General features: G+C 52.0%; 16 protein-coding genes. 6 read left to right on the top strand and 10 right to left on the bottom strand.

Annotation, left to right across the window (positions count from 1 at the left end; translation table 11 throughout):
* Positions 1-91: 91 nt before the first annotated feature.
* From CF651_RS26220 to zwf, 4 genes are all read right to left on the bottom strand, one after another.
* On the bottom strand, positions 92-634 hold the full coding sequence (locus CF651_RS26220) for a CcdC protein domain-containing protein (RefSeq protein WP_094017821.1): 543 nt from the start codon (positions 632-634) through the stop codon (positions 92-94).
* Between the two features lie 21 nt (positions 635-655).
* Positions 656-2,239: a peptide chain release factor 3 gene (locus tag CF651_RS26215; protein WP_094017820.1), complete on the bottom strand. Its 1,584-nt coding sequence runs from the start codon at positions 2,237-2,239 to the stop codon at positions 656-658.
* Between the two features lie 39 nt (positions 2,240-2,278).
* A complete protein-coding gene (locus CF651_RS26210) occupies positions 2,279-3,349 on the bottom strand; it encodes a metallophosphoesterase family protein (RefSeq protein ID WP_094017819.1) in 1,071 nt (356 codons plus the stop codon).
* 521 nt (positions 3,350-3,870) lie between these two features.
* Positions 3,871-5,391, bottom strand: a complete 1,521-nt coding sequence (zwf, locus tag CF651_RS26205; protein ID WP_094017818.1) for a glucose-6-phosphate dehydrogenase — start codon at positions 5,389-5,391, stop codon at positions 3,871-3,873.
* Positions 5,392-5,640: 249 nt separating this feature from the next.
* Between zwf and CF651_RS26200 the strand changes: the two genes are divergently transcribed.
* Positions 5,641-6,003: an LSm family protein gene (locus CF651_RS26200; RefSeq protein WP_094017817.1), complete on the top strand. Its 363-nt coding sequence runs from the start codon at positions 5,641-5,643 to the stop codon at positions 6,001-6,003.
* Between the two features lie 193 nt (positions 6,004-6,196).
* On the opposite strand, the gene CF651_RS26195 is transcribed toward CF651_RS26200, so the two are convergent.
* Entirely contained in the window at positions 6,197-6,658 is a 462-nt protein-coding gene (locus CF651_RS26195) for a GNAT family N-acetyltransferase (protein WP_094017816.1), read from the bottom strand.
* Between the two features lie 333 nt (positions 6,659-6,991).
* Between CF651_RS26195 and CF651_RS26190 the strand changes: the two genes are divergently transcribed.
* Complete coding sequence (locus tag CF651_RS26190; RefSeq protein ID WP_094017815.1) at positions 6,992-8,398, top strand: hypothetical protein; 1,407 nt, start codon at positions 6,992-6,994, stop codon at positions 8,396-8,398.
* Here the strand turns inward: CF651_RS26190 and CF651_RS26185 are convergent.
* A complete protein-coding gene (locus CF651_RS26185) occupies positions 8,395-8,856 on the bottom strand; it encodes an ABC transporter permease (RefSeq protein ID WP_094017814.1) in 462 nt (153 codons plus the stop codon). The genes CF651_RS26190 and CF651_RS26185 overlap by 4 nt on opposite strands.
* A 622-nt stretch (positions 8,857-9,478) precedes the next feature.
* Here CF651_RS26185 and CF651_RS26175 point away from each other — a divergent pair.
* The 4 genes from CF651_RS26175 to CF651_RS26160 all read left to right on the top strand — a co-directional run bounded on the left by CF651_RS26175 (position 9,479) and on the right by CF651_RS26160 (position 14,482).
* Complete coding sequence (locus CF651_RS26175; RefSeq protein ID WP_094017812.1) at positions 9,479-10,165, top strand: response regulator transcription factor; 687 nt, start codon at positions 9,479-9,481, stop codon at positions 10,163-10,165.
* Positions 10,152-11,141 (top strand): sensor histidine kinase, encoded by a 990-nt coding sequence (locus CF651_RS26170; RefSeq protein WP_094017811.1) that lies wholly within the window; start codon positions 10,152-10,154, stop codon positions 11,139-11,141. Before CF651_RS26175 ends, CF651_RS26170 begins: the two co-directional genes overlap by 14 nt.
* Before the next feature lie 81 nt (positions 11,142-11,222).
* A complete protein-coding gene (locus CF651_RS26165) occupies positions 11,223-11,906 on the top strand; it encodes an ABC transporter ATP-binding protein (protein ID WP_094017810.1) in 684 nt (227 codons plus the stop codon).
* Complete coding sequence (locus CF651_RS26160) at positions 11,903-14,482, top strand: ABC transporter permease (RefSeq protein ID WP_094017809.1); 2,580 nt, start codon at positions 11,903-11,905, stop codon at positions 14,480-14,482. The genes CF651_RS26165 and CF651_RS26160 overlap by 4 nt, the downstream gene beginning before the upstream one ends.
* Positions 14,483-15,094: 612 nt before the next feature.
* On the opposite strand, the gene CF651_RS26150 is transcribed toward CF651_RS26160, so the two are convergent.
* From CF651_RS26150 to CF651_RS26135, 4 genes are all read right to left on the bottom strand, one after another.
* Entirely contained in the window at positions 15,095-15,745 is a 651-nt protein-coding gene (locus tag CF651_RS26150; RefSeq protein WP_094017807.1) for a response regulator, read from the bottom strand.
* The gene (locus CF651_RS26145; RefSeq protein WP_094017806.1) at positions 15,723-16,802 is read right to left on the bottom strand and encodes a sensor histidine kinase; all 1,080 of its coding nucleotides are present in this window, start codon (positions 16,800-16,802) and stop codon (positions 15,723-15,725) included. Before CF651_RS26145 ends, CF651_RS26150 begins: the two co-directional genes overlap by 23 nt.
* 22 nt (positions 16,803-16,824) lie before the next feature.
* Entirely contained in the window at positions 16,825-17,490 is a 666-nt protein-coding gene (gene liaF / locus CF651_RS26140; RefSeq protein ID WP_094017805.1) for a cell wall-active antibiotics response protein LiaF, read from the bottom strand.
* Between the two features lie 159 nt (positions 17,491-17,649).
* Positions 17,650-18,357 carry a PspA/IM30 family protein gene (locus CF651_RS26135; RefSeq protein WP_094017804.1) on the bottom strand — a complete coding sequence of 236 codons (708 nt, stop codon included), beginning with the start codon at positions 18,355-18,357 and terminating at the stop codon, positions 17,650-17,652.
* Position 18,358 lies beyond the last annotated feature (1 nt).

Genomic DNA, 18,358 nt, shown 5'->3' with positions numbered 1-18,358 from the left:
TCACCCGCCTCATCCTATGCTAATTTAAAAATAAGGGGTTTCACATATTAGATATGACTAATATGTGAAACCCCTATTTAATAATAGTTTTTTAAATTTTAGTCGGATCGGCGGAATCCCCGCCGTTCCCGCGGCACTTCACTTCACTGAGCAAATGAAGCAGAAAACGGATGTAAAAAGACACAAGCACGAAGAACACGCCGACGGTCAGCGGGTCCTTCGTGAATTGCTGCGCCGGATCGGCATTTGCAGCTGCCAGCACCTCGGGCGGCATCGTATACATCGTCAGCAGCTTATAGCCGATGCGGGCTACCAGCAGCAGAAGCACTGCAACCTGTACGCCCAGATGTGTGCTGTAATACCAGCCGTCCTCCCGCTTCTCCAGCTGCGTGTGCTTGATCGCAAAATGGCTCAGCACCAAACCGCAGACCAGCCCTACTCCATCGGCTATCAAATTCACAGGATGCAAAAAACCGAGATACAGAAACAGACAGCCTATGATGCCGAACACGGTGATCCGGAACCGGAACCGGGACGGCGTCAGCTTCTGAAAACCGACGGTTCGTTTGAACCGGCGGTACAGCATGAATCCGACAAAGGCCGTAATCCCGACCGTTGTACCCAAGTGCTGCATGCTCAGCCACACTCCTTCGTTTTAAGGCGCCTGCTCCAAGAACTTCGCGTTAGGGTATTTCTCCATCGCGGAACGCATCGCATATTCGCTCTCGAACAGCACCACATAATTGTCCTTCTTATCTTTCACCAGCTGGGAATTGATTCGAAACTTGCTTGGATCCACATTCTCATCGATGATCCAACGGGCAAACTGAAAGTTCAACCGCTGCAGTTGGACGTCAACGCCATATTCAGCTTTCATCCGGTATTCAAACACCTCGAACTGGAGCTGACCGACGACGCCAAGAATCATATCGTCGAAGCCGATCGTCCGGTACACTTGAATCGTTCCTTCCTCCGTCAGCTGATCGACACCCTTCTGGAACTGCTTATGCTTCAGCGCGTTTTTGACGGTCACCTTGCAGAACAGCTCCGGCGAGAAGGTCGGCAGCTCATCGAACTCCACATTGCGGCCCTGGCTGAGCGAATCACCCAGACGGAAGATGCCCGGATCGAACAAGCCAATGATATCGCCAGGATACGCTTCCTCGACGATATCGCGGTCCTGCGCCAAAAACTGCTGCGGCTGCGCCAGCTTGATCTCTTTGCCTACGCGCACATGCTTCACAGCCATCCCGCGCTCGAACTTCCCTGAGCAAATCCGCAGGAAAGCGATCCGGTCGCGGTGAGCCGGGTTCATGTTCGCTTGAATTTTGAAAATATAGCCGGTGAACTTGTCGTCCATCGGATCGATTTCACCATCGGTGCTTCTGCGCGGCGTCGGTGTTGGTGCCAGCTCCAGGAAGTTTTCGAGGAACGTCTGCACACCGAAGTTATTGATCGCACTGCCGAAAAAGACCGGTGTCAGCTCGCCGCTGCGCACCTTCTCCATATCGAACTCGTCGCCTGCGACATCGAGCAGCTCCAGATCCTGCACCAGCTGGTCGTAAAAAAACTCGCCTGCGATTTTTTTCACGAGCGGATCCTCGTAGCCTTCAACCTTCTCCACTTGAATCTCTTTGTGGTCATCTCCCTGGAACAGCTCGACCTGCGTCATCTTGCGGTCATAAACGCCGCGGAACTGCTTGCCTGAGCCGATCGGCCAATTCATCGGATAAGACCGGATGCCGAGCACCTGCTCCAACTCTTCCAGCAGCTCGAACGGATTTTGCCCTTCGCGGTCCATTTTGTTAATAAAGGTAAAGATCGGAATCCCGCGCTTGCGGCATACCTGGAACAGCTTCTTCGTCTGCGCCTCGACCCCTTTGGCGGAGTCGATCAGCATCACGGCGCTGTCCGCCGCGGTTAACGTACGGTACGTATCCTCGGAAAAGTCCTGGTGACCCGGGGTATCCAAAATATTAACGCGATGCCCTTCATAGTCGAACTGCATTACACTCGACGTGACTGAGATCCCTCTTTGCTTCTCGATCTCCATCCAGTCGGAGGTCGCATGCTTGCTTGCCTTGCGGCCCTTAACCGTACCCGCCAAGCGGATCGCGCCCCCGAACAGGAGCAGCTTCTCGGTCAGTGTCGTTTTCCCCGCATCAGGGTGAGAAATAATAGCAAAGGTGCGCCGTTTCAGCACCTCTTCCCTCATTTTATCCAGCATATTCTTGCTCATGGTTTGGTAGTCCTTCCTTATCGTTGTGTGAGCCGTACCTTAGGTGAGCTTAATGCTCCAATTCGCTTCCTTCAACCAGCTGCGGTTGCTGAACTCGCGTCCGCGCACCGTCACCCGGTCTTTATACACCTGGACATAAAGGCCCTGCGCCTTATCCTTGGCCTCATTCTGAAAATTCCGGTTCAGCACGCGGCCGACCGAAGAATTGTGAAAATAGTGAAACGTTTCCTTTACGTAGTGCTCCGTACCGTTTTGGAAATCTTGATGCCGGTGGCCGCAGAAGACGAAGACGTTCTTGTACGGCTTTAACAATTCCCGGAACTGCTTCGCGCGGATCAACTGATGACTGCCTCCGTCGGAGCCGGCAGGCGGCAGGGGCTGGTGCGTCATGACGAACATCGGCTTGCCGGTTTTATTCTTGGCCAGCTGCTCCTTGAACCAGTTCATCTGGTCGTCCGAATACCATGCGCCTTCGCCCACTTCCTTCTTCTCCTGCACATAAGCCTCCTGAGACAGCAAAATGACCCGGAATTCCTTGATTTCAGCGGAATGGTAGCATTTGTCCAGCCCGAAAAACTTCTGGAACCGCTCGCGTGACTGCCAGTCCGTTTTGCCGTTCGGGGCCGTATCCTTATTGAACGCCCCCTTCTTATCGACCCAAATATCATAATAATCATGATTGCCCATATTCGCGTACAGCGGAGGAAGCTTGTAGGCCGACAGCAGCTTTTGCAGCTCCTTGTAGCCGTCCGTGCCGCCGAAATCCGTTAAGTCCCCCGTCAGCATAATGGCCTCTACGGGAGATTCGAACTGCTTAATATCCTCCAGCGCCTGCTTCATATGCTGGATCGTATTCGGATCATAGACCGAAATATGAAGATCGCTCAGGATCATAAACGAGAACAGCGGGCTTTTGCCGTCCTCTGCCGCTGTTTCTGTACCGGCCACGACTTGCTCCGACTTGGGCAGAACCAATGCATCCCCGGACGCAGCTTTGGCTCCATCCTGCGCTTCCACGGAACGCTGGAGCAATTTCATAAGGCCGGTCAACGCGGCCGCGATTAACACGAGCAATCCGAGCATCCAGCGGATAAAAGCCCGACGTGACATGTGGAAATACCCCCGTTCGTTCTCTTCTTTCTAAGTGACCAATCTCTATTATAGCTTTTTGGCTCAACGTATGCATCAGGGAAAACCGGCTTCCCGTGGTCTTCACCCATATAGACGGGGTTCGACTTCCTCTCCCCCCTCTTGCGAGGCCTTTTTGACGACGCGGCAGGATTCACTTCATGTTACGGACTGCTATCTTGCTCAACCTGTCTCCGACAGGTACTTTCATCGATGCGCTTCTACGCACAGATTTCGCCGTACGCAGGCATCCTAGCTACGCGGGGGCTTGGCCCTCCCGCGACCGGATTTTCACCGGCTAGAAGATGCGTGTCTCTGGGCACGCTCTACTGACTGAAAAAAAGGGCCTGTACCCGGTAAGTACGGCCCTCTCCTTTGGATGCCTCTTATCCCGCCCTTTGAGCAGGGCTCCAGGCGGGTCAAAGCCCCCCACAGCGATCACGCATGAGCAGCTTTTCGCATCACGCGATAGCCCCCTGGCACCAGGAGGCCATTGCATGATTTTAGCGTTGTGTAAACTCCCACGCCACTTCGCCCTCGTCCTGACCGTTCACCGGCCACCACTTGAAGCCGTCCTCGGACACCAGCTGCTGCGCTTGATCCGGTCCCCAGGTTCCCGCCGGGTACAGGTGAAGGTTGTCCGTACGCTCTCCCCATGCCGAGGCGATCTTGTCCACATACTGCCATGCGAGCGCCACTTCATCCCAGCGGGTAAAGTAGGTGGAGTCCCCCCGCGCCGCATCATATAACAGACCCTCGTACGCCTCGGGCGTGTTCAGACCGACCTGGCAGCTTTGGCAGAAGTCCATCGCCACCGGGATAATCGTTCCTTCGGAGCCCGGCTGCTTGGCATTCATTTTGAAATAGATGCCTTCCATCGGGTTGACGCGGAAAACGAGCAGGTTCGGCTCGAGCTTGTGCTTTTTGGACAAATAGACGTTGTTCGGCACGTTCTTGAATTCCACAACGACCTCCGTCGTCTTCACCGGTAGACGTTTGCCCGTACGGATGTAGAACGGTACGCCGGCCCAACGGAAATTGTCGACGAAAACACGGGCTGCAAAGTACGTCTCTGTAGTGGAATCCGGATTCACCGACTCCTCGGCACGGTATCCGGGAACCTGCTTGCCCTTCACATTACCTGAAGCATACTGACCGCGAACCGTATTGGCGCGAGCCTCTGCCGCCGTTTGGAAGCCTCGCAGCGCTTTGAACACCTTTACCTTCTCGTCACGGATATCCTCCGGCGTCTGCCGGCTTGGCGGCTCCATCGCCATCATCGCCAGCATTTGCAGCATATGGTTCTGCCCCATATCGCGCAGCGCCCCGGAATGGTCGTAATACCCTCCACGCTCCTCGACGCCTACTGTTTCACTCAATGTAATTTGAATATTGGCAATATACTTGTTATTCCATAGCGGCTCGAAGAACGCATTCGCGAAGCGAACGACATTAATGTTCTGTACCATTTCCTTCCCGAGGTAATGGTCGATACGGTAAATGTCCTTCTCATCGAACACTTGACGGATTTCACTGTTCAGCTTCTCGGCTGAAGGCAGGTCGTAGCCGAAAGGCTTCTCGATGACAAGACGTGTCCAGCCCGAAGTTTCAAGCAGACCACCCGCCTGCAAATTGTGCGATACGCTGCCGAACAGCTCAGGCGCAAGCGCCAAATAAAACAATCGGTTGCCGCCGATATCGAACTTTTGATCCAATTGGTTCGTCAGCTCGCTCAAAGCCCGGAAGCCTTCTACATTATTAATATCAAGCGACATGTACTCGAAATGCTCTGCGAACGAGTCCCACTTCTCATCCTTCGTTACATTGTAACGCGCAAACTCCTTGATAGAATCGAGCACATCCTCGCGGAACTGCTCATTGGTCCGGTTACGGCGAGCCAAGCCGACGACAGCAAAGCGGTCACCAAGCTTACGTTCACGGTACAAGCTGTAAATAGCCGGGTACAGCTTACGGCGAGCCAAATCTCCCGTAGCCCCGAAAAGCAAAAATACGGTATTGGTCATGTTCTCATCATTCTTTCTTTATATGTATTTTTTGGCATATTGTCTTAAATATTTGAACCATCGAACCCCTTTAGCATAACGAAATCTGCCTCAGGATTCAACATGTAACTCTAGTAATCTCGTAACAGGTTTCCCCCAACCCATAGGGTTTATTCAATAAATTAGGCATTCATGTATAGGCCCCTATCCAATCCGCCGGGCTGCGGCCCGCATATGGTGAAATGGAAAGTCAATACTGGAGGTGTACCCATGAAGCACATTCACCCGATTAGCGAGGAGCAGTGCAGAGAGCATTACGGCAAGCCGGTGCTTGTTATATTGAGAGACGGCAGCGAGCTGGTGGGCGTTTTAAGCAGATACGATCAAGACAAGATCATTCTGAACGGGGAACCGTCTGCACAAGCAGCGCACAAAAGCAACAGGAGCAGCTTAAGCAGCATTACCCATGGAAAGAAACGGAAGAAATCGTCCGTTGCGAAGAAAAAAAATATCGTCGTATCCGCCTATAACGAAGGCGCTCCCCTGGGAGAAAATCCATATACACCTTACGCCTACGGTGCCCCTATCGTTCTCGACCTGGCTCTGATCGCACTGCTATTCGTACTGATTTAGGCTTGGACCGGAAGGTTTCGGCCAACCGAGGGGAGGACGGACGTTGTCGCTCTCCCCTGTTTCCGTTGTGCATTGCTAACGCAGCAAAGCATCTACATACGATAAACCGCCCGCAGTATGATCAGCCTTGCCAGGTAAATGTATTGGTCCTCCGGCACACATCAGGGAGGTCCAGCCTGACCTTGAGCGACGCCTAATACCGAACCGACTTCATCTGAAGCGGTTTGGACAAAAAATAGCAGCGCAGACCCGCGTCAAAATGCATCGCCTCATATCCTTTGGAAGCGTAGAACCGCTGCGCCTGGACGTTCGCCTCGTCCACCCACAAGTTTACCTCGCGGTAGCCGGCCACGATTCCCGTCCGTTCCGCATGCTTCATTAATAACGAGCCGACTCCCTTCCCCTGCCATCGAGGGTCCACGGCAAGCATATCGATATACATTTTATCCTTGGCCATTCGCAGGGAAATAAATCCTCTCGCAGCCCTTCCCCCGCCGGTGTCCACAAAGGTCACATTGGGCTTCAGCCTTTTCCGAATCGTAGCCATATCCACGCGCAAGTCCGGCTGTGTTTCCAAAGCAAAGGGAACGAGCAGCTGCACAACCCATTGGTAAATGACCGGGTCGTCTTGGTGCGGAATCCGTTTGCGTATCAAAAGAGGTCGCCTCCTTATCAAACCGTTGCTTTATCTTATGAAGCAAGGAGAGGCTCTGCTATTATTTCAAATACTTTTTCCCGACAAAGGCTAAAAACAGGAGGCTGACTACAATAACTATTGCAATGACAGCGATTTGTGTCCATTCCATGGTCAATGCCCCTTTTTATAAGTTAATTTAACATCATACTTTAGAATTTCGCAAATTGTCAATAACCAATTTACGGAATTTGTCCGATCATGTATAATGGGAGCACTTACTACTCGTGTACTTTATATTGACTGCAGCAGGCCGATGGCACGTTATTTTAACAGATCAGAGGAGTGTCGTATATGTACTTCAATGTTATGCAGGTGGCGCGGACGTACCGGGCCAACGCCCTATGGCACTCCGGAGAGGAGGCCTGGAGACAACGCGGGCGTTCCCTGCCATCCCGCCTTATGGCTCCAGTCGAGCCGAAACGTTCCGCGCCCGTCCCAGGAGCCGTAGTCCCCTCCTCCTTCGAGCAATTTGCCCTCGAGACGACTCAAGGCCTTGCTGCCGTATTGAATGCGGCGGTGCGCGTCAAGCAGGCGGTACGCAAGCTGGCAGCGGATTCGCAAATGGCGGCGCTGGACCAGAGAACGGTCCGCATCAGCCATCCTGATGTATTATCCGCCTTCGCCGCTCCCGGGGCTCAGATCCGTTCCTACACCATCCAAGTGGATCAGGCCGCTGCCGCTCCCCTTGTCGAAGGAACCGTTCTGCCCAGCCAGGCGGAGACGGCTATTGCGGTAGGCTCGAATCAGATGAAGCTCACCTATGTGGACGGAACGGCGCCGTTCTCCGTCTATATTGTGCGCTCGGATACGAACCTGCAGGCGCTGAGGAAAATTCAGGCGGCGCTGAATCAGATGTCTTTGCCTGTCAAAGCCTCTCTGATCCTAGACGATGACGAAGGAACCGTCCGGCTCCGAGTCGAAGGCACAATGACCGGAAGCGGCCACACCTTTGCCATTACCGATGTATACGGCAGTGCGGCCCACCTGACCGGTATCGGACCGTTTCCCTATACCGGAAAGGATGCGCATTACCGCGTCGATGACGGAGAACAAATCGTGTCCGCAGCCAACCAAGTCATGCTCGATAACGGTAAAGTGACGCTGACGCTGCTGGAGGCCTCTGAACTGCCTGTGGAGCTGTCGATACTTCCGGATAGCTTCATGGCGAGCCAAGGGCTGCACCAGGTTACAGCTCGGTACAACGAGCTGTTGGCAGCACTCCAGCACGGTCTCCGGTTTTTGAACCGGCCGAACGTGAACCGGGCATTCGAGGAGGCGGAGGGGCTCGGGCTAAGCCTGGCGCTGAACCCCGTCCCCGTCGTTGCAGCCGTGGAAGCCCCCGACGAGCAGGCCGAGGGGCAGGAACAGGAGGCCGAGCCTCTCCCCGACACGCCATGGAACCGGATCGGACTCAGCCAATTTCCTGATGGCACACTACAAGTGGATGCTGCTGCATTGGAGCAGCTGCTTGCTGCACGCTTCACGGAGTGGCAGGCTCAGCTTCGCGCCCCGGAAGGGCCGGTCAGCACATTGGTCCGCTCGCTGAACCGCCTTTTGTCCTTGCCTACGGAAGAGCTGCTGGACAAAAGAAAAGCCGCCTACCGGTCGTTTGCCAGCTACCAGTTCCGGCCTTGGGGCAGCCTTCGCACCTATTTGCCCTTGCCTTTATCGGGCATGCTCGTGAACCGTATGTTTTAGCCATAAAAATGCTCAAGCTCTGCGGAGTTAAGCCAACGGCCAAAAAACGCCATCCCGGACCTGTGCCGCGGATGGCGTTTGTGCACGTCAATGAAGACGAAGATCAAATCCGTATTCAAAAACCGCTGCGCCTTCATAATGGCAAACCCGAGTCCGTTGTTCACTGCAATCAGCCCCGCCACAACCAAGTACGTCCATGCCCAGCCGATAATAAGCCTGAGCGTGTTCATCAAAACCGGCAACAGCAGCGCCGGGATCAGCACCCGTTCGATCACCTGCCAACACTTCGCGCCCATCGTATAGGATACTTGCAGCAGGTCGTTCGAAACCGCCCGCGTCTTATCCGCCACCATCAGCACCAGCTGAAAAAAGCTGCCGACGAAAATAACTAAAATTTCCGCCCCCTCCCCAATGCCGGCCCACACCATAATCAACGGAACAAAAGCCGTCTCCGGCATGTTTTTCTTTGACCAAGCACCAGACAAACTAGCCCGGCCATGGATTCAAGGCCAGCTTGATGGGAGCTTTACTCCCATCCGCACCGGTGCTGCCGGAGTTGCCGGCCGATGCCGGTTCATTTTTACCGTAACCGCTCAGAACGCTTACCAAAAAGCAAATAACGGCTATTTGGATTTTGTGGTGGAATGCCATTCCATTGTAGTAATATACAATTGATCAATAGTGGGGGTTTGAGCTGATGGAGGCCATCGATTATTGATCAGGCGGATCGGGACGGGAGTATTTCAAAAGATGCTTGGTCCTGAGTTGTTTGTGAACTAGGCCTATACAGAGATATAACGCATGTCATGTTATAAAGGAACTGGACAGTGAAGAGTTCCTGAAATACCTCGATAGAATCGTACAGGAATTTCGTTCCTGCTTCTCCAGGCAAGCCGCCTTTCACGAAGTCGGACTTCCCATGTCGTGCCTATGCCGTAGTTGAAGCGCTACCTGTATAAGTCCGACAACCATCCGATCGAGCAGATGGAGGACGAGCGGGATCAAAAGTGGATTCGTCAAACTCTCCAGGCCATCGAGAGATTCGTCAAAAGAATGGATAAAGAAATGGAGGTCTGACTAATGCCACGGATATTTTTGGTTGAGGACGATAAGGCAATCGCGAAAAACCTTATACTTTTGCTCCGCTCGGAGGGATTTACAGTCACCCACGCCCCTACGCGGGGTGCCGCGCTTGCTGCGCTCGCCGGGAATAAATTTGACTTGGCGTTGATTGATATTTCTTTGCCTGACGGAAATGGCTTTACGGTTTGCACGGAAATCAAAGAAACGCAAGATATTCCCGTTATCTTTCTGACGGCTTCCGGCGATGAGGCGAGTGTTGTTACCGGGCTGAACATGGGCGCGGACGACTATATCACCAAGCCTTTTCGTCCGCGTGAATTGATTGCGCGAATTGGCACTGCCCTGCGAAAAAGCGGGCGTTCCAGGTCGGATTTTGAAATTCGCGGGCTTCATGTCGATACGGCAAGCGGTGTTGTGAAAAAAAACGGCAACGAGGTTTTTCTTTCAGCATTAGAATACCGCTTGTTGCTGGTGTTTATTAGCAACCCCAAAAGTATTATCACGAGGGGCAGGCTACTTGACGAATTGTGGGACGCGGCGGGCGAGTTTGTCAATGACAATACACTGACCGTGTACATCAAACGCTTGCGGGAGAAGATAGAGAACGACCCGGCAAGCCCGCAAATCATTCTGACCGTTCGCGGGACGGGGTATAGATTGGGAGGCGAGTATGCTTCGGAATAAAGAGTTTCGGCAGTTTACCATTTGTTTCTCCTTACTGGCCGCCGCCGCTGTAATGCTGGGATTTGCAATCAATACGGCGGCAGGAATCCTTGCCATTGCTTCTGCCGCCGCCTTTGGCACAGCGTTTTTCGCGTTTACCAAAGCCCGATACAAAAACATTGCGCGGATTTCAAATCAAATCGACCTTGTGCTACATAATGCTGACCATCTGTATATTGGTGAATCAGACGAGGGCGAACTTTCCATTCTGCACAGCGAGATAACAAAAATGATGCTGCGTATTCGCGAGCAGAACGACGCGCTGAAAAAAGAAAAAGAACATCTTGCCGATTCGCTAGCCGACATAGCCCACCAACTCCGAACTCCGCTCACATCCGCGAACCTCATTCTGTCATTGTTAGCGAATAACCCTGATGAAAACGAGCGGAAAGCATTTGTACGGGAAACAGAGGAATTGCTTGTACGGATGGATTGGCTGATTACTTCTCTATTGAGATTATCCCGCTTGGACGCGGGCATTGTGGTGTTTCAAAGCAAGCAGATCGATGTAAACAACTTGATCTGCGCCGCGCTTCGCCCGTTCCTAATCCCAATGGAACTGCACGATATTGATTTGCAAATAGATGCACCGAAAGGGATGATTATTCAGGGCGATTCAGGTTGGCTTTCGGAAGCAATTCAAAACATCCTCAAAAATTGCATAGAAAGCGCAGGCGAGAACGGGAAGATTGAGATTGTTTGCAGGGAGAGCCCACTGTTTACCGAGATTGTCATCCACGACAGCGGCGCGGGCTTTGAAAAAGAAGATTTACCCTGCCTGTTTGACAGGTTTTATCGTGGGAAAAACCCAAACGCTACAGGATACGGGATTGGATTGGCTCTCTGTAAGATGATTATAACACGGCAAGGAGGAACGATTACCGCAAAAAATCACCCGCAGGGCGGTGCGAACTTTGCCATTCGTTTCCCAAAGTGACTAATCTCTCACCGGAAAGTCACAGAGATGTAAGTTGAAGGCTCTATTATATGGGTAAAACACAAAAAGGAGACTCAATTAATGGAGTTCTTAAAAATTGAAAATTTATGCAAGGTCTACGGCAAGGGCGAAAGCCAAGTTACCGCGCTGGACCATGTTTCGCTTACAATCGAAAAGGGGGAGTTTACCGCAATCATCGGCTCCTCCGGCTCCGGTAAATCCACATTGCTTCACATCATCGGCGGCGTGGACGTTCCGACAAGCGGAAAGGTGTATTTGAACGGGCAGGATGTATATGCCCAAAGTAATGAAAAACTCGCCATTTTCCGCAGGCGGCAGGTGGGGCTGATTTACCAGTTTCACAACCTCATTCCGACGCTGAATGTGGTGGAAAACATCACTTTGCCTATCCTGATGGACAAGCGGAAGGTCAACGAGGAACGGCTGAATGACCTACTCGAAATGCTGGGGCTAAAAGACCGCAAAACGCATTTACCCAATCAGCTTTCGGGCGGTCAGCAGCAGCGCGTTTCCATAGGACGCGCTTTAATGAACGCCCCAGCGGTCATGCTTGCCGACGAACCCACGGGCAGTTTGGACAGCCGGAATGGTCATGAAATCATCAAGCTGCTGAAAGAAAGCAATCAAAAATATCGGCAGACCCTGCTCCTCGTCACTCATGACGAAAATATCGCGCTGCAAGCAGACCGCATTATCGGTATATCAGACGGCAAAGTCGTGCGAGACGAGAGGGTACGGCCATGAACATTTTCAACAAAGTTACCCTACAAAGCTTGAAAAAGAGTCGCACCCGAACGATTGTCACGATTATCGGAGTTATTCTGTCCGCTGCTATGATCACGGGCGTACTCACCTTTGGCGTTTCTCTGTTGAACTATATGACAAACGGCGCGGCCCAGAAATACGGCGATTGGCACGTTGAGTTTGTGGACGTTGATTCTTCTTTCGTACAGGAACGAACCCGCGACAAGGGAGTCGCTAACACTGCAGCATTTGAGAATATCGGCTACGCAGCGCTTAATGGCGGGCAAAGCCCCAACAAGCCGTATCTTTTTATAACCGGATTTAGCAAGAAAACCTTCGATACCGTGCCCATCAACCTGATGTCCGGCAGGCTGCCTGAAAACAGCGGAGAGATTCTTGTTCCGATGAGCGTCGAAGTAAAGGGCGGCGTTAAATTCCCGGTTGGTGACAAGCTTTCACTTGATGTTGGAAGCCGCATGAATGGCGACAAGAATCTCGGCCAACACGCCCCTTACATTTCCGGAAAAGAAACGCTTGTACCAAAAGCCAAGAGAACTTACACGGTTGTCGGTATCTACCAAAAAGCCTACTTTGAGGAGGCTTCCGCGCCGGGATATACCTTGATCACAAAAGCAGATACTAGGGATAAAGCGGACAGCTTCAGCCTATTTGTCAAACTTACAAATCCGCGTGGGGTTCATGCTTACGCAAGCAGCACAGCCGGAACCGAAGCTTATGTATTTAACGATAATGTGCTGCGCTTTATGGGTCTGTCGGATGATAATATATTCAACACGTTTTTGTACGCGGTTGGCGGCATTGTGGTCACCATCATCATGATCGGCTCGATATTTCTGATTTATAACGCGTTCACCATCTCGCTGAACGAACGCACACGCCAGTTCGGGATTCTTTCGTCGGTGGGAGCCACGGCAAAGCAACTGCGAAATTCGGTGCTGTTTGAGGGGCTTTGTATCGGTGCGGCAGGTATACCCATTGGCGTTATCGTTGGCATAGGCAGCATTGGGCTTGTGATTTCCGTTGTAGCCAAAAATTTTGAAAGTATTATCTACAGCAACGTCCCTTTTACCTTGACGGTGTCCATCCCTGCCATTGTCGTTGCGGCGGCGGTCAGCATGGTTACGATCCTGATTTCGGCCTATATCCCGGCCAGGAAGGCCGCAAATACGCCCGTGATGGAGAGTATTCGCCAGACGAACGAGGTCAAAGTTGAATCCAAAGCCGTGAAAACGTCAAAGCTGGCGCAGCGTATTTACGGTTTGGAGGGAACCCTTGCGCTAAAGAATTTTAAAAGAAACAAGAAACGCTATCGCAGCATTGTGCTGTCGCTTGTTTTAAGCGTAGTGCTGTTTATATCGGCAAGTGCTTTTGTAACGGATCTGAAGCAGGCGTCGAAGCGGGCAGTAGTGGCTACTGACATTGACATCAGCTTGGCCACGCAGGACATGGGCGATAGCGAAATGTTGTCGCTTTACGACAAACTTAAAACCGCCGACGGGGTCTACGAAAGCTCGTATCAAGCGCTCATGAAGTATTCAGGCGTTGCCAAAGCAAGCGATCTTTCAGATGCTTACTGGGAAAGCCAGAGTTCCCACTCGCCGGACGAAACGGTTCTTCTACCCATGAACATCCAATTTCTTGATGACACCGCCTATCTGAATATTGTCCAGGACCTCGGCTTGCCTGCAGAGAAATATACCGGGCAAAACGCGAAACTGATTGCCGTTGCCAAAATGGTAGACAAGGCCAATCAGATGAAGGTTGACCAGCTAAGTGATATGTTCAAGAGTTCTTCCTTGAATTTGACCATCACTCCCGAAACAAATGGCAAGCCGAAAATGGAACAGGGGCGAAATGTAAGCATTACGTTCGTCAATATCGTGCCGTCTGATGGCCCCCCGATCCCAGGAGACTCCGGGTCGAAGAATCCGTTTTATTTTAAGGTGATGGCCCCTTATTCGCTCATAGAGAAGTTTGAAGCCCAAGGTACTCATGTGGCTATTAAGGCCTTGACCTTTCGGTCAGAGCATCCTACACAGTCGACGGCTGAAATGAAAACGATGATTCAGGATCAGGGAATTACATCCAGTTATACCCTGCTCAATTTCTCTGAATTGCTTGATCAGAACCGCAATATGATATTCATTGCCAACGTGTTCGCTTATACTTTTATCATTATGATTTCACTGATTGCGGTTGCCAATGTGTTCAACACGATTTCCACGAATATCAAGCTGCGCCGACGGGAGCTTGCTATGCTCCGCTCTGTGGGGATGTCTGAACGCGATTTCCAAAAGATGATGAATTTTGAGTGTGCCTTTTATGGCATGAGGGCGCTCATGTTCGGGCTTCCCCTAGCGGCAATCTCTTCTTGGCTGATTCACAGAGAGATGGTCATCGGCGGGGCAGATAATATCCGTTTTGTGTTCCCATGGGGAAGTATGGCAATCAGCGTGTTCAGCGTGCTCTTTATCGTGTTCATTACCATGCTGTATGCCATTAGCAAGATCAAAAAAGAAAATATTATTGACGCGCTTCGGGATGATCTGACTTGATTCAAAACCGATATTGACTTGATTTGTTATGGGGACAGGGCCTCTATCAAGAGCTGCGCTACGTCCTTGTTCGGCACGGCGACCGTCTTTCGATTCTCGTCAGCACCGATCTGGCTCTGGAAACGACGGTCGTGTCTTATTTGCGTCAATCGCTTTTTCGCTTGTTTCTTAAACGTGAAACTTTACACTGTCCAGTAAAGGGAAAAAGTGAAAATCCGGAAAATAAAAAATTGCCGCGTTGTTACTCGCGGCAATTAATGACTAATATCGATAAACACTATGGGCGGCCAGGTCTTCTAAGTCTCCGTTGAGGATTCATTTGTTAGAGGAAGAAAAGGTGACCTCCTCAAACAGGCGATGCTGTTTCCGCCGTCCTTTTTGCAGGAGCAGCTGCACCGCCGGTTTATGGATTCGGAGAAGACATTGACCGATAGGCTTCAGGTCATTTTCAAAGCGGGTATACAGGAAGGTATCCTACGGGAGGAACTGCTTGGGGACTTGATCACATCAACCTTCATGGATGGATGCTTTTTGCAGCTATATTATTACGAACGCGCGGAATTCAGGAACCGACTCGCCTGTTTTTTGGGGGATGGCAAACGAAGGTCGGCGTTACTCAACCAACCCGTTCTTGAATGCATAAATCGCCGCCTGTGTCCGGTCCTCAACCCCCAGCTTCGCCAAAATATTCGTGACATGGAACTTGACCGTCTTAATGCCGATGAACAGCTCATCCGCCACATCTTGATTGGATTTGCCGGAGGCGATGAGGCGCAGCACTTCCATCTCCCGCTCCGTCAGCTCCTCGTGCGCCGCGGCTTGAGGCTTCGGCTGGCGGAACCGGTTCATAATTTTGGAGGCCACCTGGGACTCCAGGATCGACTGCCCTTTCACCGCGGCGCGGATCGCTTGGGCGATTTCGGCGGCACGCGACGTTTTGAGCAAGTAGCTGAATGCCCCCGCTTCGATAACGGGATACATTTTCTCATCATCCAAAAAGCTCGTCAGCACGATGACCTTGCATTCCGGGTACAGCTGCAGCAGGCGGCGGGTCGTTTCGATCCCGTCCATCCCCTCCATCACCAGGTCCATCAATACGACATCGGGCTTGTACTCCTGCGCCAGCCGAATGCCCTCCGCACCGTTGCTCGCTTCGCCTACCACCTCAATATCGTCCTCCGTGCTCAGCACGGCAGCCAGGCCGATGCGCACCATTTCATGATCATCCACCAGCAGCACCTTAATCACCGTCTCGTTCTCCAAAGCCTTCTCCTCCTTCCGCCATAATCGGCACACGAATATCGATCCGCGTTCCTTTGCCCGCGGCCGTTATCAGATTGAGCGATCCGCCGATTTCGTTCACTCTTTCTTTCATGGTTACAATCCCATAGGAAGCGTGCTTTTTCGCATCCAGATCAAAGCCTACTCCGTTGTCCCGGATCATCAGCCGGATCGCATCGCTTGTCGGATGGGTCAGCCGCACCTCCAGCTTTGTCGCCTTCGAATGCCGCAGCGCGTTGGATAACGCCTCCTGCACAATACGGAACAGGTGATCCTCAATGCCTTTCGGCAGCTGCACCTGCTCATCCAGCTCCCAGGAAATTTCCATCGGCACCTTCAACGACAGCTCTTGCAGCAGCTCGACGACACCCTCGGCCAAATGCTTTCCTTCCAAATGAACCGGCCGCAAATGCAGCAGCAGCGCCCGCATCTCGGATTGGGCCACAGAAGCCATTTCCTCGATAAGGTAAATTTGCCGCTGCGCTTTGTCAAAATCTTTTTCCAGCGTCCGCCCTACCGCCGTCGCCGTCATCGAGATCGCGAACAGCTGCTGGCTGACCGCATCATGCAGCTCCCGGGCAAGGCGCTGCCTTTCCTCTACGATGGCCGAATATTTCGCCTTCTGCGCAAGCTGGGCGTTGTTGTTCGATAAGCGCTGCAGCGAAGTGACCTGTTCCTCCCACTTCTTGGTAATCACATTTAACTGATCGCCGAGCCGACCGATCTCATCCTCGCCAAGCGGCGGGACGGTACGGCTCAGATTTCCTTTTTCCAAAGAAAGCATCGCTTCGCGAAGCTGCTCCAGCCGGCGTTTCATCTTGCTGCTGTACCATAATCCGTAGGTCCCTCCGATGAAGGAGACGATCACAATCAGCATCAGGCTCAGCTTGACGCCTTCCTGCCACGACGTGAACTCCTTAATGTAGCCGTTTGAACTTAGAAAGTACACGATGACGCCAAACAGAAGAAGGCTGAGTACAACGGACTCACCCATGCTTCGCCATATCATATTCGTCAGACGTTTATCATGCCCTTCCATGGATTCAAATCCTCCCTGAGGGTTATACAACCTTAATATCGATATCTCCGATAATGTAAGAAATAATAATTTTCACCTGATGCTCGGCCGTTTCATAGTTCGGGGACTGCCACACGGTTTTGTTCAGCAGGCCCGCTTCCTTGTTCGGCCCGATATCCGATTGGCCCATCAGGACAGAGGAAGTAACGGATACCCCCATATCCTCGGGAACGATAATATCTACATCCGCAATGACTCCCTGTAGAACGATGGTCGTCTCCTTCTGCTCGGGAATCGCATACGTCATATCAATTTGCAGCTCGCCGACGATATTCCAAATCGAGCTGCTCCGCAAAATCCAAGGCTCGCGGCCCCAGCGGATGCTCTCGATCAGACTCTGCTTCTTCACGTAGCTGTCATCCCTGTGCAGCTGCTTCGATCGGATGTAGAAATAGCCAAGCGAGATCAGGACAACCGCAAGGAGCAAGGAAAGATTGCCGCCAAGCAACATGATCAGCCCAATCCCGATCAGAACGTAGCCTTTGCGCACAGAGGAAGAACGAATCTTATTGATACCGACAAAAATAAGCAGGAGAGCAACTACGGTGAAGAAGCTAACATGGTCTTCAGCCAGTAAAAATATGCCGATGCCGATCAAAAGAAGCGCCACATTACGATTGTTGTTACGAAATGGGTGTTTTCTTCTCATCCGTCCTGCCTCCTCTCTCTGCCGGTTCTAGGCGCATTCATAGTATGTACTGCCGGAAAGGCCAAGGTCGCTAGCGCCCTCAGGTGCCATATGACTTTTGGCCTTTCCTAGCATATCATAATTTATTTGGGGCTCAAAGAGGATTTTGTCCTCTTCGTCTTATTGCGATTGCTCAGCGCTCAGCTTTTCCCGCAGCAGCTGCAGCTGGTCGTCGACCTTTTGCTGCTTGGCTGCGTCCGCTCCAACCGGACCTGTCGGCGTGTAGGCTGCTGTAGAAGCATAGGAGCCGCTCACATAAGGGGTGCGTGCAATTTCCGCTTCCACTTCCAATGCGACGATCTTCTCCTCCATCCGGCGGAAGCCTTTCACAGCGCTGCCTCCTTCGATCACGTTGCTGACCGTCACTTCCGCCATCTGCTTCTTCGCTTTGGCCAGCTGAGCGCGGGAGATTAACTCGCTGCGTTTGTTACGCATTTGATAGAAGGCATCCTTCATTTCATGCAGCTGCTGAACCAATTGCTCGGCTTGTGCTTTGGATTGCTCATGCATATCGGCATACTCGGCAATTTTACCTTCGTAGTACAGCTTCTGCTCCAATGCTTGACGGGCCGATGCTTCCTGGCCGTTACGAAGGGCTTCCTTCGCTTGCTCCTCACGCTGTGCCGTCAGACGAACCGCTTCCTCGTAACGCTCCTTCAGCTTGCGTTCGTTCGCAATTTGACGGGCTACCGTAACTTCAGCCTGGGCAATCTCTTCTTCCATATCGCGAAGGTACTGATTGAGCATCACAATCGGATCTTCCACTTTATCCAGCAGTTCATGTACCGAGGCTTTCGTCATATCCTTAATTCTAGAAAATACTCCCATG

The organism is Paenibacillus rigui (genome assembly GCF_002234615.1).
In the GTDB taxonomy this organism is placed as follows: Bacteria; Bacillota; Bacilli; order Paenibacillales; family NBRC-103111; genus Paenibacillus_S; species Paenibacillus_S rigui.
This window is presented reverse-complemented; position numbering and strand designations above follow the sequence as displayed.

Bases quoted from the DNA above. Each gene is read 5' to 3' on its own strand.
- CF651_RS26220 (WP_094017821.1), bottom strand. From the start codon at position 634: ATGCAGCACTTGGGTACAACGGTCGGGATTACGGCCTTTGTCGGATTC.
- CF651_RS26215 (WP_094017820.1), bottom strand. From the start codon at position 2,239: ATGAGCAAGAATATGCTGGATAAAATGAGGGAAGAGGTGCTGAAACGG.
- CF651_RS26210 (WP_094017819.1), bottom strand. From the start codon at position 3,349: ATGTCACGTCGGGCTTTTATCCGCTGGATGCTCGGATTGCTCGTGTTA.
- zwf (WP_094017818.1), bottom strand. From the start codon at position 5,391: ATGACCAATACCGTATTTTTGCTTTTCGGGGCTACGGGAGATTTGGCT.
- CF651_RS26200 (WP_094017817.1), top strand. From the start codon at position 5,641: ATGAAGCACATTCACCCGATTAGCGAGGAGCAGTGCAGAGAGCATTAC.
- CF651_RS26190 (WP_094017815.1), top strand. From the start codon at position 6,992: ATGTACTTCAATGTTATGCAGGTGGCGCGGACGTACCGGGCCAACGCC.
- CF651_RS26185 (WP_094017814.1), bottom strand. From the start codon at position 8,856: ATGCCGGAGACGGCTTTTGTTCCGTTGATTATGGTGTGGGCCGGCATT.
- CF651_RS26175 (WP_094017812.1), top strand. From the start codon at position 9,479: ATGCCACGGATATTTTTGGTTGAGGACGATAAGGCAATCGCGAAAAAC.
- CF651_RS26170 (WP_094017811.1), top strand. From the start codon at position 10,152: ATGCTTCGGAATAAAGAGTTTCGGCAGTTTACCATTTGTTTCTCCTTA.
- CF651_RS26165 (WP_094017810.1), top strand. From the start codon at position 11,223: ATGGAGTTCTTAAAAATTGAAAATTTATGCAAGGTCTACGGCAAGGGC.
- CF651_RS26160 (WP_094017809.1), top strand. From the start codon at position 11,903: ATGAACATTTTCAACAAAGTTACCCTACAAAGCTTGAAAAAGAGTCGC.
- CF651_RS26145 (WP_094017806.1), bottom strand. From the start codon at position 16,802: ATGGAAGGGCATGATAAACGTCTGACGAATATGATATGGCGAAGCATG.
- liaF (WP_094017805.1), bottom strand. From the start codon at position 17,490: ATGAGAAGAAAACACCCATTTCGTAACAACAATCGTAATGTGGCGCTT.
- CF651_RS26135 (WP_094017804.1), bottom strand. From the start codon at position 18,357: ATGGGAGTATTTTCTAGAATTAAGGATATGACGAAAGCCTCGGTACAT.